Origin of the sequence: Campylobacter sp. US33a (genome assembly GCF_004378855.1) — a bacterium.
Classification (GTDB): domain Bacteria; phylum Campylobacterota; class Campylobacteria; order Campylobacterales; family Campylobacteraceae; genus Campylobacter_D.
This window is the reverse complement of the sequence record NZ_RYYL01000002.1, coordinates 139838-160312: the sequence shown is the minus strand read 5'-3', so window position 1 is coordinate 160312 and position 20475 is coordinate 139838. Positions and strand designations below refer to the sequence as shown.

Genomic DNA, 20475 nt, shown 5'->3' with positions numbered 1-20475 from the left:
TCTATCAGCAAATAATTAATTTTATCTTAGATTTTATTATTTCTTTAATATCGTCTTTCACAAAAGCTTCTAAGTCTTGCTTGCTCGCTTTAATACCATTCATATCCAAATGCCACAAAGCATTTTCTATGGCTTCATCTTTTTTTCTTTCTACTATGCGTGTTTCATCAAAAACAAATTTATGAAATTTCACATCATTTTCTAGTAAAAAGTTTTCTAAATCCTGTTTATAAAAGCCTTTAAATTCGGTATTAAAATGTTTAAAAATAGGATCTAAAAAATCACTTTTTCTATAATCAGCCCAACCAAGATAAATTTTTACTTTTGCCAAATCTTTAAAAAATTTATAATCTTTTTCATTTTGCAAGGCAGGAGACATACTTAAAAAGGCTATATCGAATTTAGTATCTTTGTTTTTATCCGCCCACTGCGTAAAACTTAAATTTTCGTATTTTATATTATCTAAGGCTAAATTTTTAGCATCTTCTTTTAAAATTTCTAGCATAGCATTTGCATTATCAAGCGCAATGATTTCTTTAGCACTTTTAGCTAAATGCAAGGTCCAAACCCCAGTGCCACAACCAATATCAATAATATTTTTATCTTTAAAATCAATATTTAAATTTGATATTTCTTTAAAACTTTGCTTTTGTATATCGTTTAAAATTTCACTATATCTTGCGTAATTTTTAGCCTTTTTATCCCATAAATTCATTTAATCCTCACAATTTTCGCAAATTCCTTTTATCAATACACTTTTGATTTTTCCTTTAATTTTTGGCATCTTAACATCACTCATCTTATGGCAAACATCACAAATAAAATGTGCTTTGGCACACTTGGCAAGCTCATAAAAACTCTTACGATTAAGCTCTGTTTTAATGACAATGCCGCTTTTTTCAAAAAGCTCCATATTGCGATAAAAAGTCGTTTTATTAGCATCGAGTTTAAAATGATCAAAACTTAAAGGCTCATTAGCACAAGATAAAATTTCTAGCATCTGCAAACGCAATTCCGTAACAGTGATATCTTGTTGTTTAAGCAAAGCTCTAACATCCATAAACTTACCTTTGAAAAATCAAGAATGAGTAATTTTACCACAAAATGAAAAATTAAGCTCATAAATTTTGATATTAATGCAACTGTGTTTTTAAGTTGCAACTAAGTTGCATTAATTATAATTTGTCTTTTGATTTCATTTGATTAGGAAAATTTAATGAAAAAATTTATACTTCTATGTTTTTTTACCACTTATATTTTTGCCAAACCCATTATCAGTGTTTCCATACCGCCATTAGAATATTTTGTGCAAAAAATCGCAGGAACAAGCGTAGAAATTCACACCTTACTTCCTGATAATGCCGATGAACACACCTTTGAACCAAAACCACAAAGCTTATTAACCCTTGAAAAAAGTAAAATTTACTTTACCATAGGCTTAGAATTTGAAAGACCTATGCTTAATAAATTTCAAAGTTTATTCAAACAAACTAAAATCATTAACCTAAATGATAATATCCCTCTTATAGAAAAAAAGCACTCTCATGCTCACAAAGGGCATGAGCTTCACTCTAAAGATCCTCACACTTGGCTTGATCCCATTTTAGTAAAATCTCAAGCCAAAACGATAGCAAAAGCTTTAATAGAGCAATTTCCACAAAATAAAAAAATGTATGAAGAAAATTTGACTCTTTTTGAAAAAGAGCTTGATTTAATTAATGAGACAATTAAGACAAAACTTCAGGACATCAAGCACAATAATTTCATCGTTTATCATCCTAGCTGGTCGTATTTTGCTAAACGCTATAATTTAACGCAAATTCCTGTTGAAGTAGATGGAAAAGAACCTAAACCCAAAGCTTTGATGAATTTAATTCAAATCGCAAAAGAAAAGAATATCAAAGTCATCTTTGTCCAAGCAGGATTTGCACAAAATGCCTCTGCTTTATTAGCCAAAGAATTAAATGCCAATGTAGTGCAAATCAATCACCTTTCAAAAGATTGGCAAAATGAGCTTTTAAAAAGTGTTAATGCGCTTGAAAATAGTTTAAAATAGGAGAAAAATTTGGAATTTTTTAAAATCACAAATCTAAGCTATAGCTACGATAAAACTCCCGTTTTAAAAAATATCAATCTTAGCTATGATAATAAAGATTTTCTAGCTATCATTGGACCTAATGGGGGTGGAAAATCTACACTGATAAAGCTTATACTTGGTATTTTAAAAAGCAAAAATGGCATTAATAACACTTTATATTCTTCACAAATTGGCTATGTTCCACAAAATACTCTAGCAAATGAAAATTTTCCAGCAAGGGTTTTAGAAGTCGTTATGATGGGACGCGTAAATAAAAAAATTTTCGGTTTTTATACTAAAGAAGATAAAAAAATCGCTATGCAAAGCTTACAAAAGGTTCAAATGCAAGATTTTTGGAATAAAAAAATTAATGAATTAAGCGGGGGACAAAGGCAAAGAGTTTTTATAGCAAGAGCCTTGGTTGGCGAATGCAAACTCTTAATCCTTGATGAACCCACAGCGAGCGTAGATAGCAAAAGTGCGGTGGGGATTTTCGAGCTTTTAAAAAGTTTGCACAAACAAGGTGTTGGTATCATTTGTATTTGTCATGATATCAATATTATTTTAGCTTATGCAAATAAAATCGCTTATTTAAATCAAGAACTTACTTTACACAATCATATTCAAGATAAAGCAAAATCGGAATTTTTAACCCATCTTTATGAGCATCATCAGCATTTTTGCGATGTTGAATTAAGTTTAAATTCTTGTCTTTGTGAAAATAATTTTACTCAGCACGATCAATTTCATTTTAAAAATTTCAAAATAAAAAAGGCAGAAAATGTTTGAAATTTTACAGCATAATTTCTTTCAAAATGCTATCATTGCTGCCATTTTAGTTAGTATAGCTTGTGGGATCATAGGTTCTTTTGTTATGATAAATCGCTTGTTTTCAATGGCTGGAGGCATCACGCATGGGGCTTTTGGAGGTATTGGAATAGCACTTTATTTTGGCTTGAGTGTTTTACTAAGCACAGGGATTTTTACTTTAATTTTAGCCTTTTTGGTTGCTTTTCTTACAAGACATTATCAAAACAGAAGCGATAGTATTATCGCTGTTATATGGGCTTTTGGAATGGCATTTGGTCTTATTTTGATTGACTTAAGTCCTGGTTATAATACTGATTTAATGGCATATTTATTTGGAAATATTCTCACAGTTTCCAATGAAGATCTTTATTTAATGGCTTTTGTGGATATGATTTTTATCTTAATCATTTTAGCTTTTTTCAGGCAATTTGAAGTTTTAAGCTTTGATATCGAATTTGCCAAACTTCGTGGGGTAAATACCACTTTGTTTTATTATATTTTAATTGCCATGATAGCTTTTTGTATAGTCATTAGCATACGCGTTGTAGGACTCATACTTGTTATTGCTTTGCTTAGTATACCTTGCTTTATCGCTGAGCATTTTACGAAAAGACTTGGAAGTTTGATTATTTTAAGTGTTTTTTTAAGTATGATCTTTTGCGTTTTAGGTTTAATTTTTAGCGTGAGTTTTAATCTTTCTAGCGGACCAAGTATCATTGGCATTGCTTGTTGTGGATTTTTCCTTTGTCTTTGTATGAAATTTTTTAAGAATTTATTCTCTAATGCGTAAAAATACAGGAAACCTTGGCAAACCCTTTTTAGTATAAGAACTAAATTTATAAGTGATGATTGTTCCGATGGGTGGCGGATTAAAACGAAAATCATCCTTTAAGCCGCTGCCTATTTTAAACACTGTTTTTCCTTGCTTTAAATTCGCTTCGCAAACTATAGCACCAACAGCATTTTCATACTTTCCTTTTCCTTTAGTATAAGCGATAATTTGACACTCTGTATCTTCATAGGGTTTCATTTTTAAAGCATTAGCTGTTCTAAATTTTTCATAAGGCGCATCATTTAATCTAATCACCAAACCCTCGCCACCTTGTAAAAGTACTTTATTATAATACTCCTCCAAATGTTCTTTATTTTTTATAGGAATTTGAGTGATGATTTTAATATGGGGATTTGAATTTTTTTCTAAATAATCTTCTAAAATTTTTAAACGATTTTGCAAGGTGCAATTTTTAATTTTAAAATCCTCGCAAGCATTAGGTACATCAAAAACATTATAAGTCACGCTATGCCAAAGTGAATTTTTTATATCATCTTTACGCACTAAAGCTGAAATACTATCAAAATCAGATCTTTTAATCCACAATTCCCCATCAAGTGCGAAATCAGGAAAATCTTTCATAAAAAATTCAGGCACTTTAATCACATAATTTTGTCTTGTTTTTAAAACTTTGCCATCCCAAATTCCACGAATCCCATCGAGTTTTTCACTCATTAGGTATTTTGTAAAATCTTTATTTTTAAAATCTTCTTCCTTATAAACATTTAAAAGTAAAATATCTGCAAATAAAAATTTTACAAGAATACAAAATAAAAAAACAATTCTCATTTTATAAGAAATTTAGCGTATAACCTATCGCATCTTTTTGAATTTCATATTTATATTTTCCATCCAAATAAAGCACTATACGATAATAATCTTTATGAGATCCAAAAGTAATTTTATGAATGAAACTTGTATTATTTAATTTAAAAGTTTTTGTCGGGAGCAAAATATTATCTCTTTTAAAATCAAGCACAATTTTACTTGGATTACCTATAGAAAAATGAGTAATCATATCATCTTTGGTGTTGAATTTAATTTTATTTTTATAAGAACTAAAAGCAATAAAATCATAAATTTCTTTAGTGTCGCTTGGCACTTCTATATTAACTGAAGAATTTTTCTCTAAATTAGCCTTAACTTTAGATTGTTCTGGTATGGTTACTGAAACATCAAGAACCGGAGTAGGTGTCAAGGTTTTAGTTTTAGTAAAAGTATAAGTATTATGCCAATCTATACTTTTATTAATATCTAGACTTATTTTCTCTTCTGTCCCATCTAAAGCAATATAAGTAATTGTAATATTTTTTAAGATTCTTGCATCTGAGTTAAATTTTACATCTTCCTTTTGAAAACTTGGTAAAGAAACCATAGATGTATTATTATCCTCAAGCATAAATGGATTATCTCTTGCCTGCAATACAATAAAGCAAATACTTAACAAAAATACTAGTTTATTTATGTTTCTCATCTGGATATAGTCCTTTTAATTCAAAATAATCTTTCTGTGCAGCCGAATTTTGTTTTTTTAAATATAGAATTCTCTTATCAAATTCTTTTTTAGCTGCTTGCAAAGTAAGCATGGTTTCTAAAGATGACTGCCCAAAAAGCATATTACCAAAATAAATCGCTCCGATAATAACTATAAATGCCAAAAGAGAAGTCTTTATTATAGAACTTTTAAGACTATTTCTTTTGGTGCTTTCATCATACTCCTTGAGTAAGTCGCTCAGAGTTTTTCTCCCAAATACTCATCATTTTCAAGTTCAATTTCCAATAAGCGATTATATTTAGCTGTTCTTTCGCCTCTTGCTAAAGCTCCTGTTTTAATTTGTCCTGTATTTAAAGCCACTGCAAAATCTGCTATAAAAGCATCTTCGCTTTCGCCACTTCTATGACTCATCACACATTTATAATTGTGTCTTTGTGCTAAGCGAACAGTTCTCATTGTTTGCGTAATGGTTCCTATTTGATTTGGCTTAATAAGCACTGCATTCGCCATTTTTTTAATGATACCTTCTCTTAAAATATCCTCGTTAGTTACAAACAAATCATCGCCCACAAGCTGAATTTTTTTACCTAATTTTTCCGTAAGTTTGATCCAACCTTCAAAATCATTTTCAGCCAAACCATCTTCAATGCTACAAATTGGATATTTAGCACAAAGTTCTTCATAACGAGCAATTAAATCTTCACTGGAAAAAGTTTTATTCTCTAGATGATATTTTCCATCTTTAAAAAATTCAGTACTTGCTACATCAAGTGCAATTTTGACACGATTTTCATAACCTGCTTTTTTAATACAAGTCATCAAAAGATCAATCGGCTCTGTATTATTTGCCAAATTTGGAGCAAACCCACCTTCATCACCCAAAGCAGTAGAATGCCCACCATTAGCCAATTCTTTCTTCAAAATAGCATAAATTTCACAAACCGAACGCAAAGCCTCTTTAAAACTAGTAAAACCAAAAGGCATGATCATAAATTCTTGAAAGTCTATATTATTACTTGCGTGTGCACCGCCATTGATGATATTACACATTGGCACAGGTAAAATACTTGCATTGGCACCACCTAAATAGCGATATAAAGGCATTCCTAAAGCATTTGCTGCTGCTCTTGCAGTGGCCATAGATACACCTAAAGTTGCATTAGCGCCTAAATTTGAGTAATTATTTGTCCCATCAAGTTCACGTAAAGTATCATCAAGCTGGGTTTGATTAAAAGCATCAAGTCCTAAAATTTCATCAGCTATAGTCTCATTTACATTAGAAACAGCTTTTAAAACACCTTTTCCACCAAATCTTTCATCATTATCACGAAGCTCTAAAGCTTCTTTAGATCCTGTACTCGCACCGCTTGGCACGATCGCTGCACCCATACTTCCATCACTTAGTGTAACTTCTGCTTTTACGGTTGGATTTCCTCTGCTATCAAGCACCTCATAAGCTCTTACATCTTCAATCACTAACATTAATCTTGCTCTCCTTCTTCATCATCTTCGCCACCGCTAATCATACCTTCTATACCCATAGAATTTTGGATGGCCTTAGTAATTTCATCTGCAATTTGCGGATTTTCTTTCAAGAAAGCTTTTGAATTTTCTCTACCTTGACCCAATTTTTTGTCTTTATAAGAAAACCAAGCGCCACTTTTATCTACAATATCAAGTTTTACACCATAATCAATGAGCTCACCCTCGCGACTAAGTCCCTCACCGAACATCACATCAAATTCAGCCTGTCTAAATGGAGGTGCTACCTTGTTTTTCACCACCTTCACTTTAACACGATTCCCAATAGGCTCTTCATTTTGCTTTAAAGTTGCTACTTTTCTCACATCTAAACGCACCGAAGCGTAGAATTTAAGTGCATTTCCACCTGTAGTAGTTTCTGGAGTGCCATAACCCATAGCACCAATTTTCATACGAATTTGATTGATGAAAATCACAGTTGTATTCATTTTATGGACAATTCCTGTTAGTTTTCTTAAAGCCTGAGACATTAATCTTGCTTGAAGTCCTACATGTTGATCACCCATATCACCTTCAATTTCAGCTTTTGGGGTAAGAGCCGCCACACTATCAACTACGATCAAATCTATCGCACCACTTCTTGCTATGGTTTCGACAATTTCTAAAGCTTGCTCGCCAAAATCAGGTTGAGAGATATAAAGATTATCTGTATCCACCCCTAAATTTTTAGCATATTTCACATCTAGTGCGTGCTCTGCGTCAATAAACGCGCAAACACCACCTGCTTTTTGACACTCTGCGATAATATGCAAGGTTAAAGTCGTTTTACCTGAACTTTCAGGACCATAAATTTCAATAATTCTTCCCTTTGGAATTCCACCAATTCCGAGTGCGAGATCAAGTCCAACTGAGCCTGTGGCTATACTATCAATCTGCTCTACTTCCTTATCTCCAAGCCTTAAAATCGTACCTTTACCAAAAGCTTTATCGAGCGACTTTAATGCTGCATCTAAAGACTTCTTTTTATTATCATCCATTATTTTCCTTAAAAATTACAAATTTTTAGCTAGAATTCTAACAAAATAAAATTAAATAATAATTTATTTCGCTAGAATAAAAAAATTATTTCATTAAATTGGGAAAATAAATGAAAAAAACAATTACAATCGCACATTCTCCAGACGCTGATGATATTTTTATGTATATGGCTATCCAATTTGGCTGGATAGGAAATGATTTTACTTACAAAAACACAGCTTTAGATATACAAACCTTAAATGATCTGGCTTTGAAAAATGAATTTGATGTTACAGCGATTTCATTTGCGCTTTATCCTTTAATCACTTCTGAATACGCTCTTTTGCGTACTGCGGTAAGTTTTGGAGAAGGCTATGGACCAAAACTCATAAAGAAAAAGGACACTCATTTAAAAAGAAATTTCAAAGTTGCTTTAAGTGGTGCAAATACCACAAATGCTTTAATTTTTCGTATGAAATATCCTGAAGCTAAAATAGTCTATAAAAATTTCTTAGAGATTGAAAATGCGGTTTTAAATGGAGAAGTTGATGCGGGGATTTTGATCCATGAGAGCATTTTAGAATTTGATGACACGCTTTGCGTGGAAACTGAACTTTGGGATATTTGGTTGGAATTTGCAAAAGAGAGCTTACCTTTGCCTTTAGGCGGAATGGCCTTGCGTCGCTCTTTGCCAATAAGTGATGCAATAAAAATAGAACGAGATCTTACAAATGCCGTAAAAATAGCAGATTCCAATCGCCACATTCTAGCCCCAATGCTTATGGAAAGGAATTTAATCCGCGTTAATGAAGAAAAATTAGAGACTTATTTAAATTTATACGCGAATAAAAACTCAATTTGTATGAATGAAACGCAACTTAAGGCAGTTGATACGCTTTTTAAACTTGGATATGATTATAAATTTTATGATAAAATCATACACGCAAAAGATTATCTAATCCCTAGCGAATATGAAAAATTTAGAAATTCTTAAAGGAAATTCATGGAAAGTACTCTTGTGGCTCTTGGCGTACAAACTTTTAAAGTAACTTTAATGCTTTCTTTACCTATGCTTTTAGCAGGGCTTATTGCGGGGCTTATTATTAGTATTTTTCAAGCTACAACGCAAATCAATGAAATGACTCTTTCTTTTGTACCAAAAATCATTTTAGTTGTAATTGTAATAATTTTTTTAATGCCTTGGATGACGACAACTATGATTGATTTTACTACCAATATTTTTAACCAAATTCCGACTTTTATCAAATGATTATTGATTTTAAGAAATATTCCTCCGTTCACATAGGCGATAAATTTGAAGTGCAAATTTTAGAAAAAATCAGTGATTTTGATGGTTTTTTAATCGGTGGGGCAAATAATTTACTTATAAGTCCTAAGCCTAAAAATTTAGCCATTTTGGGCGAAAATTTTGATTTTATTGAAATTTTGGATCAAAACAAAGATTTTATCCATATTCGCATAGGTTGCAAAACAAAATCTAATAAAATATACCGCTTTGCAAAAGAAAAAAATCTTCGTGGTTTTGAATATCTTAGCAAAATTCCTGGCACACTTGGTGGACTTTTAAAAATGAATGCGGGACTTAAAGGGGAATGTATCAGTCAAAATTTAGTCAAAATTGCTACCCCAAAGGGTGAAATTTTACGCGAAAACATCGGTTTTGATTATCGCTTTTGTCCTTTAAATATGCCTTTTTTTTGGGCTGAATTTAAGCTTGATTTTGGCTTTGATAAAACAAAAGATGAGAATTTAAAAAATGCAAGGAGTAATCAACCAAGCGGAGCAAGTTTTGGATCTATCTTTAAAAATCCTAAAGGAGATTTTGCAGGAAGACTTATAGAAGCTGTAGGACTTAAAGGCTTTAGTAGAGGAGATGCAATGCTAAGTGATAAACACGCAAATTTTTTAATCAACAAAAAAAATGCAAGTTTTGAAGACGCGATTTTCCTTATAGGGCTTGCAAGAAAAAAGGTATTTGAAGAATTTGGCATTGAACTAGAAAACGAAGTTATCATCATTTAAGTATTTTATCTGAATGAGTAAGAATTTCCTCGCTAATGGTCTTTGATAAAAGCTCCAAAGTCTTTTGATAATCTTTTTCTTGACTACTTTCGCCTATTTTAAAATCTATACCTAAGTTTCTATTTTGCTTTATTTTTTGATTTTTTACATCTATAATACTATAATTAAGCTTTGTTTTAACGGTTTTTATATCAAAAAGCATATAATTTGTAATTTCTATATAAAAATCATCTAAATTAATCACAATAATGTAATCAGCTTGTTTTATAAAATTTTTAATGCTTTGTTTTTGATTTTTCATAAACCATCTTGCATCATAAAGCAAAGAATATTGAAAATCTTTATGTTTTTTTGCATCAAGTTGTGTGATTACGCTTTCAACTAAGTCCTTAGAAAAATGATAAGCACTTTTTTTAAAGTCTTTCAAAACAAATCCATAATAAGGAGTAAATGTTGTCAAAATAACAAATTTTTTACCGCGTAACCAAACAATAAATTCTTGATTATTTTCAAATTTAGTATCCCAAATTTGCTTATTTAATTCATCATTAATTTGATCCTTAAGTTCAATAATTTCATAATTTTCTCTATAAATTTTTATCAATTTTTTTTGCGTAAAATCATTGGCATAAACATTTTGAAAAAAAACGGGTAACATTAAAGAAAACAAGAAAAATTTCATTTTTGCCTTTCAAAAATTTCCATCAATAAATTCTTGCAAATATTCTTTTTGACTCAGTGCAATAAAAGATTGAGATTGTAAATTTAAAGCATTGTATGTTAGCATTTTGCCATTAAAATCGCACATAATGCCTTCATTTTTGTTAATCAAAAAATCCCCCGCTGCTATATCCCAAATACTAAGACCCTTATTGCGTTTATAAACCCCAGCCTTGCCTTCCAAAAGAGCACAAAATTTAAGTCCCGAACTAATACTTAAAGGCTTAAGATAATGTTTGTTAATAAATTCTTGCTCACATTTTTTACGATGATAAATGCTTAAAAGGGCTGTATTTTTATTTTGCTCGAAAATTTCAAGATTTTTTTGCAAAACTGCGCTATTTTTATACACTTTAGTATGACAATGCGCGTAGTATATATCCATAGTTGTAGGACTTTGAATTAAAGCTAAAACCGGACGCATTTTATCAATCAAAGCAATTAAAATACAATACTCGTTAGAATTTTTTAAAAATCCACTCGTGCCATCAAGAGGATCAATGAGCCAAAAAGTTTGAAAATTTTTGCGCTCTTCTATGCTCGGAATACACTCTTCAGATAAAATAGCAATATCGCTTGTTTGAAGTGCATCACTTAAAATTTCATTAGAGATAATATCTGCTGAACTGATAGGACTTCCGTCTTCTTTTTGCCAAATTTTTAAATTTTCTTTTTCTTTTAAAATGGCTTTAGAGGCTTCATTGCTTGCTTTTAAAGCAAGTTCAAGTAAATAATCTAAATTCATAAAACCCCTCTTAAAACAAAATAAATGTATTTTATCTACAAGCTAATAAAAAGAGCATTAAAAAGATTTTTATTGCTAAAAAAGATCGTAGTGAATAATTTGCAGGCAAAACCTGCAAATTTAAATTACATTTTTTTTACTTCACCTGTGTAAAGCTGTCTTGGACGAACAATTTTTAAAGTCTCTTGCTCTTTAAGCTCTATCCATTGTGCGATCCATCCTGGAGTACGGCCAATCACAAAAAGTACCGCAAACATTTCATTTGGAATTCCTAAAGCTTTTAGGATTAAACCACTATGGAAATCAACATTTGGATATAAATTTCTTTGCACAAAATAATCATCACTCAAAGCAATTTCTTCTATTCTTGAAGCCACTTTGATTAAATTTGTATCAATACCAATCTCATCAATGAGCTGATCACGAAGTTTTTTAAGCACTTTTGCGCGTGGATCAAAATTCTTATAAACACGGTGTCCAAAGCCCATTAAACGGAAAGGATCATTTTTATCTTTTGCTTTTTTGATAAATTCATCAACTCTATCCACTGTACCAATTTGCTCAAGCATTCTAATCACGCCCTCATTAGCTCCCCCATGCGCATGTCCCCAAAGTGCACCAATAGCCGAAGAAATACAAGAATAAGGATGCGCATGAGTTGAACCCACCGCACGCACAGTTGAAGTTGAAGCATTTTGCTCATGATCAGCATGAAGCATAAATACTGTATCAAGTGCTTTTACTTCAATAGGTTTAAGCTCCACATGATTATATGGATAAGTTCTTAGCATATATAAGAAATTTTCAGTAAAACCACGATCTAAATTTGGATACGCCATAGGAAAACCGTGCTTATAACGATAAGCAGTTGCTGCGATGGTTGGAATTTTTGCTACAATTCTTGCTGCCATTTCCATGTATTCTTCTCTTACATCCATATTTAAATGATCAGGATAAAAGGTTGAAAGTGAAGCTACCGCGGCTTGTAAAACTGCCATAGGATGTGCATTATCAGGGAAAGCATCAAAAAGTTTATGCATACCTTCGTGGATAAAAGATCGCTTTTTAAGCTCATACCTAAAAGACTCTAGCCTCTGACTACTTGGAAGTTCTTTATAAAGCAAAAGATGCACCACATCTAAGAAAAGCTTATTTTCAGCAAGCCACTCTATAGGATAACCACGGTGCATTAAAGTCCCATTTTCGCCATCTATATAAGTAATATCTGACTTACAAGTTGCAGTTGAAGTTAAACCCTCATCATAAGAAAACATTCCTGTTTGTTTATAAAGGCTTGACATGTCAATAACACTTGGACCAATTGTTGCATCATAAATTGGAAACTCGAAACTCTTGCCATTTCTATTGTCTGTTAAAGTTACTGAATTTGACATTTTTTCTCCTTAATTTTTACACTCAAAAAACATTCTAACAAAAAACATCTTTTTTTTACAAAATGGCATATTTTTTTCAAAAAGTGTGTTTGATTTATGAGTAAAAAAGTAACTTAATTTTCACTCACTACTTTTTTATAATTTGAAATAAATTTAATCAAACTCATCACCACAACAGCTTCAAGTAATGCTGTTAAAATCAAAGCTGAGTAAAGATTTTCAGAAATCAGTTTTACATTGTAAGATAAGGTAGCTGTTGCAATTAGTAAAGTTAAAGGCATAGAATGACTTAAACCAAATAAAACAGTATTTTTCAATCCTATACTTTTAACAAACACCCCAGCGCTTACAATCCTTAAAGCCATCATTACAAAGAGTAAAATCGCGGCATTTAAAACCACAGTATAATCGCTTAGTATTTTTACATTAAAAGTGGAACCTATATAAATAAAAAATATAGGGATTAAAAAACCATAACCAAAACTCGAAAGTTTATGCTCCAAATCCTTTTTATGGTCAAAAAATGTTGCGATAAATGATCCAGCAATAAAGGCTCCCAAAGCAATTTCTAATTTTGCAACCACCATAGCTGCGATAATTAAAATAAAAATAGCCATACAAAATCTTATATCTTTTTCATTCTTATCTTCCCATGGCATTAAAACGATTTTTAGTTGTGGATACCACCAAAAAAGCACCCCAAGAAGTTTAAAAACTAGCAAACAAAGACTTAAAAATAAAGTTAAATAAAAAATACTTTGTCCTAGTTCAAATACCGATGAATTTCTAAGCAAAGCCCCCATAATCGTAAGCAATATAATGCTTATTACTTCAGCCAAAGTTGCAACCAGCATTGAAATTTTAAGCCAATAACAATCCTTACCAAATTCCTTAAACAAAACCGATAAAAGTCCAACGCTCATCACAGGAATGATAATGATAAAAATATAAGATAATTTTTCTATACTAAAAACCAAAACCAAAGAAATTAAATACAATAAAATAATATAATAAAAACTCTTTTTAAGTAAATCCTTTGGCATATTAAACAAAAGACGCAAATTCACTTCCATTCCAGCTATAAACATCAGATAGTAAAAGCCTACATTTGCTAAAAGTTTAAAATTCTCACTCGTACTAATAAAACCAAAATAAGCTACTACTGCACCTAAAATAATTTCCATTGCAGAGATAGGCAAACGAAAAAACTTTGCCATATAAGGCGAAAGCAATAAGCAAATTGCAATTACAATTAAATTTTTTAAATCAATTAAGCCTTGTGGATCAATGGCACTCGGATGCAAAAGTAAATCCCATTTCTTTCAATTTTATTAAATCCTTACTTGGCTCTTCACCCTTAGTGGTAAGATAATCCCCTATCACAATAGCTCCTGCTCCTGCGTTAAAAATCTCATATTGTCTTTCTTTTAAAACAAATTCACGCCCACCTGCTACCATAACAACAGAATTTGGCAAAGCTTCTTTAGTATCACGCACAATTTTTAAAGCTTCATCGGCACTTAATTTTGACACTTGTAGTTTTAAATTCTCATTAGCGATGAAAAAATTCACAGGGGTTGAAAAGGGCTGTAATTCTTGTAAAGATTTTCTAAAACTTATCCTATCTTCTTCACTTTCTCCCATGCCATAAATTCCACCACAACAAAGCATAAGCCCTGCTTCTTTGGCATTTAAATTGGTTTGAAATCTGCTTTCCCAAGTATGAGTGGTGCAAATTTTTTCAAAATATTCTTTTGAAGTTTCAAGGTTGTGATTATAAGAAAAAATCCCCGCTTTTTTAAGCTCCTTAAGCTGTTCCACATTCGCCATTCCATTACAAGCAATTAAAAGCAAATTTGACACTTCTTTTTGCACTGCCTTTGCGGCCTTGCAAACATATTCTAATTTCTCATCATCAAGCCCAAGTCCTGCGGTAACTAAACAAAAGCCTAAAGCTTCGTTTTTTTTCGCCATTTTAGCTTCTAAAACGATTTGTGAAATTTCTTTTTGGCGATATTTTTGTATAGGTGTTTTTACATAGGCACTTTGAGTGCAGTATTTACAATCCTCCGAACAATTTCCACTGGCTATGTTTGAAATAGCACAAAGCATTATTTGCATTTTAATCCTTTATTTCTTTTTTAATCTTGCATTTTAAACATTCTAAAAATGTGCCTTTTTTGAGTTCTTTTATCACTAAATTTTCGCCACATTCTTCGCATTTTTCATCACTTGGTTTGTACTTGCTTATAAAATTACATTTTGGATAAACACTGCAACCATAAAATTTACCGCGTTTAGAAAAACGCTCTACTATCTCGCCTTCTTTGCAGCTTGGGCAAGTAATACCTATGCCATTTGCTTTGGCTTTTGGCGCCTCTTCGCTTTTATTTTCGCTTTTTAAATTCCTTGAATATTTACATTTTGGAAAATTCAAACACGCTATAAACTCGCCATATCTGCCTTTTCTAATGGCAAGCTCACCACCACAATCAGGGCAAGTTTCGCCCAATTTTGTCACCGTTTTTAAACTTGCGATTTTTGTTTTTCCTTCTTCAATTTTTCTCATAAAAGGATAGTAAAATTCTTTTAAAGTTTCTTGCCAATCTGCTTTATCTTCGGCAATTTCATCTAAAGTATTTTCTAAATTTGAAGTGAATTTACTATCGACTATATCACTGAAATTTTTTTCAAGTACTTCAGTAACCGTAAAAGCAACTTCACTAGGAATGAGTTGTTTTTTATCAATTTTCACATAATCACGACTCGTAAGGATAGAAATCGTCGGTGCATAAGTTGATGGACGCCCTATTCCTAAACTTTCGAGCTTTTTTACAAGTCCAGCTTCAGAATACCTTGAAGGTGGTTCTGTAAAATGAGAGTTTATTTCTAAATTTTGTATTTTTAAATTCTCGCCGATTTTTAAATTTGGCAAAATTTTATCCTTATCCATATCGCCATAAACCTTATAATATCCATCAAAAAGGATTTTTCTACCGCTTATCTTAAACACAGCCTTATCGTTATTTACAAAGACATTTTGAGTTTGCGAAATAGCAGGATTCATTTGACAAGCTAGGAAACGATTATAAATTAAACTATAAAGTTTTAACTCATCTTTATCTAAAAATTTAGCCGCAATTTGCGGAGTAAAACTTAAATTTGTAGGACGAATGGCTTCGTGTGCTTCTTGTGCACCTTTTGTCTTTGTGGCATAAACATTGGCTTTGCTTGGCAAATATTCTTTTCCAAAATTTTCTTTTATAAACACCCTTGCATTTTCAACTGCTTCTTTGGCTAAATTTAAACTATCTGTTCTCATATAGGTAATAACGCCCATTATACCCTCGTGAGTATTTACTCCTTCATAAAGTTTTTGCGCTATCATCATAGTTTTTTTAGGATTAAACCCCAAACGATTGCTCGCGCTTTGTTGTAAAGTAGAAGTCATAAAAGGCGGTGGTGGGGTAATTTTTCTTTCTTTGCTTTCTATATCACTTATGGTGTAATTTTCATTTTTACATGCTTCATAAACAAGCTTAGCACGATCTTTGTTTGTAATGGTTAGTTTTTCGATTTTTGCTTTTTCAAATTCCACAAGCTCTGCTTCTAAATCTTGCTTGAAAATCATATCAATACTAAAATATTCTAATGGAACAAAGGCTTTAATTTCTTTTTCACGATCTACGATGATTTTTAAAGCAGCACTTTGCACCCTTCCTGCGCTTAAACCTTTTTGAATTTTTTGTCCAAGCAAGGGGCTTAATTTATAACCCACAATGCGATCTAGCAAACGCCTAGTCTGCTGGGCATTGACAGAGTGCATATCAAGTTTTCTTGGGTTTTTTAAAGCATTTTCAATAGCGCTTTTTGTGATTTCATGAAAAACGATGCGAGGTAAGGTATTTTCATCTTTTCCTATAGCTTTTGCGATATGATAAGCTATGGCTTCTCCTTCTCTATCCTCATCGGTTGCAAGATAGATTTGATCTGCTTTTTTAGCCTTTTCTTTAAGCTCTTTTACTAAAGTGCTATGATCACTTGTGATTCTATATTCTGGTACAAATTCATCATTGTCTATTTTTATCCCAAAACTTGATTTTGGTAAATCTCTTATATGTCCTTTTGAAGCAATAACCTCATAATCTTTTCCTAAAAAATTCCCTATAGTTTTGGCTTTTGCTGGGGACTCTACTATGATTAAGTTTTTCATTTTGTACCTTTATAGAAATAAAAAGCTGAATTTAGCTAAAAATTTTTAAAATTTTACTTATATTTTTATTTTTTTAAATCTAAAAATTTTCTAAAATATTTTTAATCTTAATTAAATTTAAGTTTAATTTTAAAAAACTAGAGAGATCCTTCGTTTCACTTAGGATGACACGCTATTTTCTAAAGATTTAGAATGACGCATTATTCCATCATTCTGAGTGAATGTGAAGAATCTCATTAAATCTTCCTATGTTTTAGTGCACTTTTTCGGTTGCTGTTTATGGCTTAGATTAAACGCAAAGATTTTGCCAAAAATTAATTTGGCATTAATCTTGTTTTGTGAAATTTGCATCTTTTACAAAGTTCTTCTATGCGTTTATTATGATAAAAAGCCTCTTTTATAGAATTTATTCTTGCACCTTTTAAAAGCTCGTCAAAAGAATTTTCAAAAATATTTCCCAAATTAATATCGCCTTTTGTATCCAAACAACAAGGCACGAGAGTGCCATTGCTTAAAATCCCAATTTGTTCTTTTAAGGCGTGACATTTTCCTTCTAAAAATTGCGCCCTATCCTTTAAACTAGGCCATTTAAAAAGTTTATTTTGATTTAAAATGATGTGCCTTGCAAGGCGATTTTTACTTAAGTTTTGATTAATTTTGCTTTGAAAATTTTGCTCTAAAAAATCATAAATTTGCAAATTCTCATTCGGAGCTTTAAAATTTTCATTTAAATTCCAAAGTCTAAGATTGATAAAAGAAAGGATTTTTTGCCCTAAATGCTCATTGCAAAGATCTATAATTGGCTTAAAATACTCTTCTAAAGAAAGTTTGCTTTGACTTAAAAATGCCATTAAGGAAATGTTTATTTGGCAAATATTGTCGTATTTTAGCAACAATTTACGATTTTTAGGACTAAGATAAAAGCCACTTGTAGTAATTTCTAGTTTCATTTTGTAATTTTTAGCGATTTTTAAATACTCTTCCAAATTACCTAAAAGCAAAGGATCACCCAAAATATGAAAGGTAAAAATTTCACTTTTTTCGCAAATTTGTGCTGCAAGTTTGGTGAAATTTTCCACACTCATTACCCCGCGTTCGCCTTTTTTAGAAGGACAAAAATCACATTTTAATCCACAAATATCACTTATTTCCACATAAATTTTTTTAAATTTCATTTATAAATTTTCCTAGTTTATTGACTTAAAAATTTTAGTTAATAAAGTTAAATTTTGTAACATTAAAGATAAAAATCATCTGAAAATATTTTTTAATCCCCTTAAAATGAAAATTAATGCTATATACTGAAATTCTTATCAAAAACTAAAGGAGAAAAATGACACACTCAAACACGCAAACACTCACCAGATCGCAAAAAATCCGCTCAATCATCGCCGCAAGTAGCGGAAATTTAGTAGAATGGTTTGATTTTTACATTTATGCTTTTAGTGCGACTTATTTCGCTCACACTTTTTCAACTTCTGATAATCCTTTGATTCAGCAAATCAACGCTTTTGGAGTTTTTGCTGCTGGATTTTTTATGCGTCCTATAGGTTCTTGGCTTTTTGGTTCTTTGGCTGATAAAGTGGGTCGTAAAAAATCTATGGTAATTTCAGTGATTTTAATGGCTTTGGGATCTTTTATGATTGCTGCCTTGCCAAGTAAAGATATAGTGGGGGATTTTGCCATTATTTTACTTTTACTTGCAAGACTCATACAAGGACTTAGCGTAGGTGGAGAATACGGCATAGCAGCCACTTATCTCTCAGAACTTGCTACAGAAGGCAAAAGAGGATTTTATTCTTCTTTTCAATATGTAACTCTCATTGGCGGACAACTTTTAGCAGTGGCTAGCATTAGCATTATGTTTTTATTTTTTAGCGTTGATGAAATGAAAGAATATGCTTGGAGAATTCTCTTTGTAATTGGTGGTGTTTTAGCTCTTGGCTCACTTTTTGTGCGAAAAATTATGAATGAAAGTGCCACACAAATTCACAAACACGAAGATCGTGGGACTTTTAAAGCTTTATTTAGAACTTCCTTAAAACCTTTTTTACTTGTTCTTGGCATTACTGCTGGTGGATCTTTGGCCTTTTATACTATCACAACTTATACTAAAACCTTCATAGAGAATGCAGGTATGGATAAAGTGATAACAAATAATCTTTTCTTAGGTGCTTTGTTTATTTTAATGATCATTCAACCTCTTTTTGGTCTTTTAGGCGATAAAATAGGACACAAACAATCTTTGATCATTTTTACCATCTTAGCTTTCTTTGGAATTTATCCTATTTTTATGTTTATTGATACTTATGCGCAAAGTTCAGCATTTTTAATTTTCATCTTGGTTGTAGTTTTATTTGCCATTTTAAGTTTTTACACTTCAGTTGCAGGAATTTTTAAAGCCAAACTATTTCCTGAACATGTAAGGGCTTTGGGTACTGGCTTGGGCTATGCAATATCTAATGCAATTTTTGGCGGTTCAGCACCATGGGTAGCTTTACAATTTAAAAATGCAGGGATAGAAAAAGGCTTTTTTGTCTATATCGCTGTACTTATTTTATTTATGTTTATAGCGACTTTATGTTTGCCTAAAAAATCAGAGCTTAACTGATTTCAAAGCCTTTAAAGAAAGTGCCGAAAGTGCGGTGCTTTCCAATTCTTCTAAACTTTTAAATTCATAATTTATATCTTCATCTTTTAAAATTTTATGATAGATTTTTATATTTAATTTATATTTAGTGTAACTGTGTTTAAATTCGCCTAAGAATTTTGCATTTTCAAAAACGATTTCCTCTTCTTTGAAAAAAGGAAAATTATACATTCCTTTATAGAGTTTATCTTGACTTTTTTGCACACCAAATTTGTGTTTAAATTCAAGCAAAAAAAGCTTTAAATTTAGATTTTCATAAATGATTTTTTTCTTTTTTCCATAAAGCTGCGGCTCATATTTACCTTTACAAAAGTCATACATTGGACAAATTCCACATTTTGCACTTTTTGGTAAACAAACCAAAGCTCCAAGATCCAATAAAGCTTGATTGTGATTAAACGCATCATTTAAATTTAAAAGTTTTTTAGCTTTGATTTCAAGTTCATTCATACTGGGATTTTTTAAAGCAAAAAGGCGTGAGAGCACACGCGAGATATTGCCATCAACAAAAGACACTTTTTCATCATAACCAAAACAAGCAATCGCCCCTGCAGTATAAGCTCCTATACCGCTAAGACTTTTTAAATCTCTAACCTGTCTAGGAAGTTTACCATTAAATTTACTCACACATTCCAAAGCCGCTTGTTTCAAATTTCTAGCACGGCTATAATATCCAAGGCCTTGCCAAGCCTTTAAAAGCTCATCTTCATCACAATCAGCCAAACTTTGCAAAGTAGGAAATTTTTGTAAAAAAGGGAAATAAAACTTTTCCAAAACAGATTTTACTTGCGTTTGCTGAAGCATAATTTCACTGATATAAACCCCATAAGCTCTACTAATATCCTTTAATCTTTCATCGCAATTTTCACTCTCTAAATTCCGCCAAGGCAAATTTTTGCGTCCGTTTTTCTCATACCAAAGGAGTAAATTTTCTTGTAAAATTTTAATTTGTTTTAACACCACTTTTTAAAGCTTTCTTTTGTGATTATTTAAATTA

Annotated in this window: 22 protein-coding genes; 7 read left to right on the top strand and 15 right to left on the bottom strand. The window is 31.4% G+C overall.

The features are described from left to right. Positions 1-4 precede the first annotated feature (4 nt). Entirely contained in the window at positions 5-715 is a 711-nt protein-coding gene (locus ELQ16_RS01990) for a class I SAM-dependent methyltransferase (protein WP_134237897.1), read from the bottom strand. Beyond that, positions 716-1060 (bottom strand): Fur family transcriptional regulator, encoded by a 345-nt coding sequence (locus ELQ16_RS01985; protein ID WP_134237896.1) that lies wholly within the window; start codon positions 1058-1060, stop codon positions 716-718. It abuts the gene before it with no gap. Between the two features lie 156 nt (positions 1061-1216). Between ELQ16_RS01985 and ELQ16_RS01980 the strand changes: the two genes are divergently transcribed. Genes ELQ16_RS01980 through ELQ16_RS01970 form a run of 3 tightly spaced genes read left to right on the top strand, consistent with a single transcriptional unit; the run spans position 1217 to position 3677 of the window. After that, positions 1217-2056 carry a metal ABC transporter solute-binding protein, Zn/Mn family gene (locus ELQ16_RS01980; RefSeq protein ID WP_134237895.1) on the top strand — a complete coding sequence of 280 codons (840 nt, stop codon included), beginning with the start codon at positions 1217-1219 and terminating at the stop codon, positions 2054-2056. Between the two features lie 9 nt (positions 2057-2065). Next, entirely contained in the window at positions 2066-2866 is an 801-nt protein-coding gene (locus tag ELQ16_RS01975; protein ID WP_134237894.1) for a metal ABC transporter ATP-binding protein, read from the top strand. Next, the gene (locus ELQ16_RS01970) at positions 2859-3677 is read left to right on the top strand and encodes a metal ABC transporter permease (protein WP_134237893.1); all 819 of its coding nucleotides are present in this window, start codon (positions 2859-2861) and stop codon (positions 3675-3677) included. Before ELQ16_RS01975 ends, ELQ16_RS01970 begins: the two co-directional genes overlap by 8 nt. Here ELQ16_RS01970 and ELQ16_RS01965 read toward each other — a convergent pair. The 5 genes from ELQ16_RS01965 to recA form a co-directional block, all read right to left on the bottom strand. Further along, a complete protein-coding gene (locus ELQ16_RS01965) occupies positions 3660-4508 on the bottom strand; it encodes a DNA ligase (protein ID WP_134237892.1) in 849 nt (282 codons plus the stop codon). The genes ELQ16_RS01970 and ELQ16_RS01965 overlap by 18 nt on opposite strands. Position 4509: 1 nt before the next feature. After that, positions 4510-5193, bottom strand: coding sequence for an AMIN domain-containing protein (locus ELQ16_RS01960; protein WP_134237891.1), 684 nt, complete (start codon positions 5191-5193; stop codon positions 4510-4512). Beyond that, a complete protein-coding gene (locus ELQ16_RS01955; protein WP_243832572.1) occupies positions 5177-5335 on the bottom strand; it encodes a hypothetical protein in 159 nt (52 codons plus the stop codon). Before ELQ16_RS01955 ends, ELQ16_RS01960 begins: the two co-directional genes overlap by 17 nt. 116 nt (positions 5336-5451) lie before the next feature. Continuing rightward, positions 5452-6696: a phosphopyruvate hydratase gene (gene eno / locus ELQ16_RS01950; protein WP_134237889.1), complete on the bottom strand. Its 1245-nt coding sequence runs from the start codon at positions 6694-6696 to the stop codon at positions 5452-5454. Continuing rightward, positions 6696-7733 carry a recombinase RecA gene (gene recA / locus ELQ16_RS01945; protein ID WP_134237888.1) on the bottom strand — a complete coding sequence of 346 codons (1038 nt, stop codon included), beginning with the start codon at positions 7731-7733 and terminating at the stop codon, positions 6696-6698. Before recA ends, eno begins: the two co-directional genes overlap by 1 nt. Before the next feature lie 110 nt (positions 7734-7843). Here recA and ELQ16_RS01940 point away from each other — a divergent pair, with 110 nt between their 5' ends. From ELQ16_RS01940 to ELQ16_RS01930, 3 genes are read left to right on the top strand one after another with little or no spacing between them, the layout of a single operon-like run. Next, positions 7844-8707: a menaquinone biosynthesis family protein gene (locus ELQ16_RS01940; RefSeq protein WP_134237887.1), complete on the top strand. Its 864-nt coding sequence runs from the start codon at positions 7844-7846 to the stop codon at positions 8705-8707. Positions 8708-8716: 9 nt separating this feature from the next. Continuing rightward, positions 8717-8983 (top strand): flagellar biosynthesis protein FliQ, encoded by a 267-nt coding sequence (fliQ, locus tag ELQ16_RS01935; protein WP_134237886.1) that lies wholly within the window; start codon positions 8717-8719, stop codon positions 8981-8983. Beyond that, the gene (locus tag ELQ16_RS01930) at positions 8980-9756 is read left to right on the top strand and encodes a UDP-N-acetylmuramate dehydrogenase (protein ID WP_134237885.1); all 777 of its coding nucleotides are present in this window, start codon (positions 8980-8982) and stop codon (positions 9754-9756) included. Before fliQ ends, ELQ16_RS01930 begins: the two co-directional genes overlap by 4 nt. On the opposite strand, the gene ELQ16_RS01925 is transcribed toward ELQ16_RS01930, so the two are convergent. From ELQ16_RS01925 to ELQ16_RS01895, 7 genes are all read right to left on the bottom strand, one after another. After that, positions 9749-10438, bottom strand: coding sequence for a hypothetical protein (locus tag ELQ16_RS01925; protein ID WP_134237884.1), 690 nt, complete (start codon positions 10436-10438; stop codon positions 9749-9751). The two genes, ELQ16_RS01930 and ELQ16_RS01925, sit on opposite strands and share 8 nt — an antisense overlap. A 9-nt stretch (positions 10439-10447) precedes the next feature. Beyond that, positions 10448-11221 (bottom strand): 3'(2'),5'-bisphosphate nucleotidase CysQ, encoded by a 774-nt coding sequence (locus ELQ16_RS01920; RefSeq protein WP_134237883.1) that lies wholly within the window; start codon positions 11219-11221, stop codon positions 10448-10450. Positions 11222-11346: 125 nt separating this feature from the next. Then, entirely contained in the window at positions 11347-12615 is a 1269-nt protein-coding gene (locus tag ELQ16_RS01915; protein ID WP_134237882.1) for a citrate synthase, read from the bottom strand. 113 nt (positions 12616-12728) lie between these two features. Continuing rightward, positions 12729-13919 (bottom strand): cation:proton antiporter, encoded by a 1191-nt coding sequence (locus ELQ16_RS01910; RefSeq protein WP_134237881.1) that lies wholly within the window; start codon positions 13917-13919, stop codon positions 12729-12731. Continuing rightward, entirely contained in the window at positions 13900-14736 is an 837-nt protein-coding gene (locus ELQ16_RS01905) for a biotin synthase (protein ID WP_134237880.1), read from the bottom strand. The genes ELQ16_RS01910 and ELQ16_RS01905 overlap by 20 nt, the downstream gene beginning before the upstream one ends. 1 nt (position 14737) lies before the next feature. Then, positions 14738-16828: a type I DNA topoisomerase gene (gene topA, locus ELQ16_RS01900; RefSeq protein WP_134237879.1), complete on the bottom strand. Its 2091-nt coding sequence runs from the start codon at positions 16826-16828 to the stop codon at positions 14738-14740. 314 nt (positions 16829-17142) lie between these two features. Then, complete coding sequence (locus ELQ16_RS01895) at positions 17143-18003, bottom strand: radical SAM/SPASM domain-containing protein (protein WP_134237878.1); 861 nt, start codon at positions 18001-18003, stop codon at positions 17143-17145. Positions 18004-18161: 158 nt separating this feature from the next. Between ELQ16_RS01895 and ELQ16_RS01890 the strand changes: the two genes are divergently transcribed. Then, positions 18162-19439, top strand: a complete 1278-nt coding sequence (locus ELQ16_RS01890) for an MFS transporter (protein WP_134237877.1) — start codon at positions 18162-18164, stop codon at positions 19437-19439. Here ELQ16_RS01890 and mutY read toward each other — a convergent pair. Further along, positions 19425-20441, bottom strand: coding sequence for an A/G-specific adenine glycosylase (mutY, locus tag ELQ16_RS01885; RefSeq protein ID WP_134237876.1), 1017 nt, complete (start codon positions 20439-20441; stop codon positions 19425-19427). The two genes, ELQ16_RS01890 and mutY, sit on opposite strands and share 15 nt — an antisense overlap. Between the last annotated feature and the right edge of the window lie 34 nt (positions 20442-20475).

What these genes read in the sequence shown, in the direction of transcription:
- ELQ16_RS01965 (WP_134237892.1), bottom strand. Translation starts at nt 4,508, where the DNA reads ATGAGAATTGTTTTTTTATTTTGTATTCTTGTAAAATTTTTATTTGCA.
- ELQ16_RS01960 (WP_134237891.1), bottom strand. Translation starts at nt 5,193, where the DNA reads ATGAGAAACATAAATAAACTAGTATTTTTGTTAAGTATTTGCTTTATT.
- ELQ16_RS01895 (WP_134237878.1), bottom strand. Translation starts at nt 18,003, where the DNA reads ATGAAATTTAAAAAAATTTATGTGGAAATAAGTGATATTTGTGGATTA.
- topA (WP_134237879.1), bottom strand. Translation starts at nt 16,828, where the DNA reads ATGAAAAACTTAATCATAGTAGAGTCCCCAGCAAAAGCCAAAACTATA.
- ELQ16_RS01925 (WP_134237884.1), bottom strand. Translation starts at nt 10,438, where the DNA reads ATGAAATTTTTCTTGTTTTCTTTAATGTTACCCGTTTTTTTTCAAAAT.
- ELQ16_RS01915 (WP_134237882.1), bottom strand. Translation starts at nt 12,615, where the DNA reads ATGTCAAATTCAGTAACTTTAACAGACAATAGAAATGGCAAGAGTTTC.
- ELQ16_RS01955 (WP_243832572.1), bottom strand. Translation starts at nt 5,335, where the DNA reads ATGCTTTTTGGGCAGTCATCTTTAGAAACCATGCTTACTTTGCAAGCA.
- ELQ16_RS01970 (WP_134237893.1), top strand. Translation starts at nt 2,859, where the DNA reads ATGTTTGAAATTTTACAGCATAATTTCTTTCAAAATGCTATCATTGCT.
- fliQ (WP_134237886.1), top strand. Translation starts at nt 8,717, where the DNA reads ATGGAAAGTACTCTTGTGGCTCTTGGCGTACAAACTTTTAAAGTAACT.
- ELQ16_RS01985 (WP_134237896.1), bottom strand. Translation starts at nt 1,060, where the DNA reads ATGGATGTTAGAGCTTTGCTTAAACAACAAGATATCACTGTTACGGAA.
- ELQ16_RS01920 (WP_134237883.1), bottom strand. Translation starts at nt 11,221, where the DNA reads ATGAATTTAGATTATTTACTTGAACTTGCTTTAAAAGCAAGCAATGAA.
- ELQ16_RS01980 (WP_134237895.1), top strand. Translation starts at nt 1,217, where the DNA reads ATGAAAAAATTTATACTTCTATGTTTTTTTACCACTTATATTTTTGCC.
- recA (WP_134237888.1), bottom strand. Translation starts at nt 7,733, where the DNA reads ATGGATGATAATAAAAAGAAGTCTTTAGATGCAGCATTAAAGTCGCTC.
- ELQ16_RS01940 (WP_134237887.1), top strand. Translation starts at nt 7,844, where the DNA reads ATGAAAAAAACAATTACAATCGCACATTCTCCAGACGCTGATGATATT.
- ELQ16_RS01890 (WP_134237877.1), top strand. Translation starts at nt 18,162, where the DNA reads ATGACACACTCAAACACGCAAACACTCACCAGATCGCAAAAAATCCGC.
- ELQ16_RS01905 (WP_134237880.1), bottom strand. Translation starts at nt 14,736, where the DNA reads ATGCAAATAATGCTTTGTGCTATTTCAAACATAGCCAGTGGAAATTGT.
- ELQ16_RS01930 (WP_134237885.1), top strand. Translation starts at nt 8,980, where the DNA reads ATGATTATTGATTTTAAGAAATATTCCTCCGTTCACATAGGCGATAAA.
- ELQ16_RS01990 (WP_134237897.1), bottom strand. Translation starts at nt 715, where the DNA reads ATGAATTTATGGGATAAAAAGGCTAAAAATTACGCAAGATATAGTGAA.
- eno (WP_134237889.1), bottom strand. Translation starts at nt 6,696, where the DNA reads ATGTTAGTGATTGAAGATGTAAGAGCTTATGAGGTGCTTGATAGCAGA.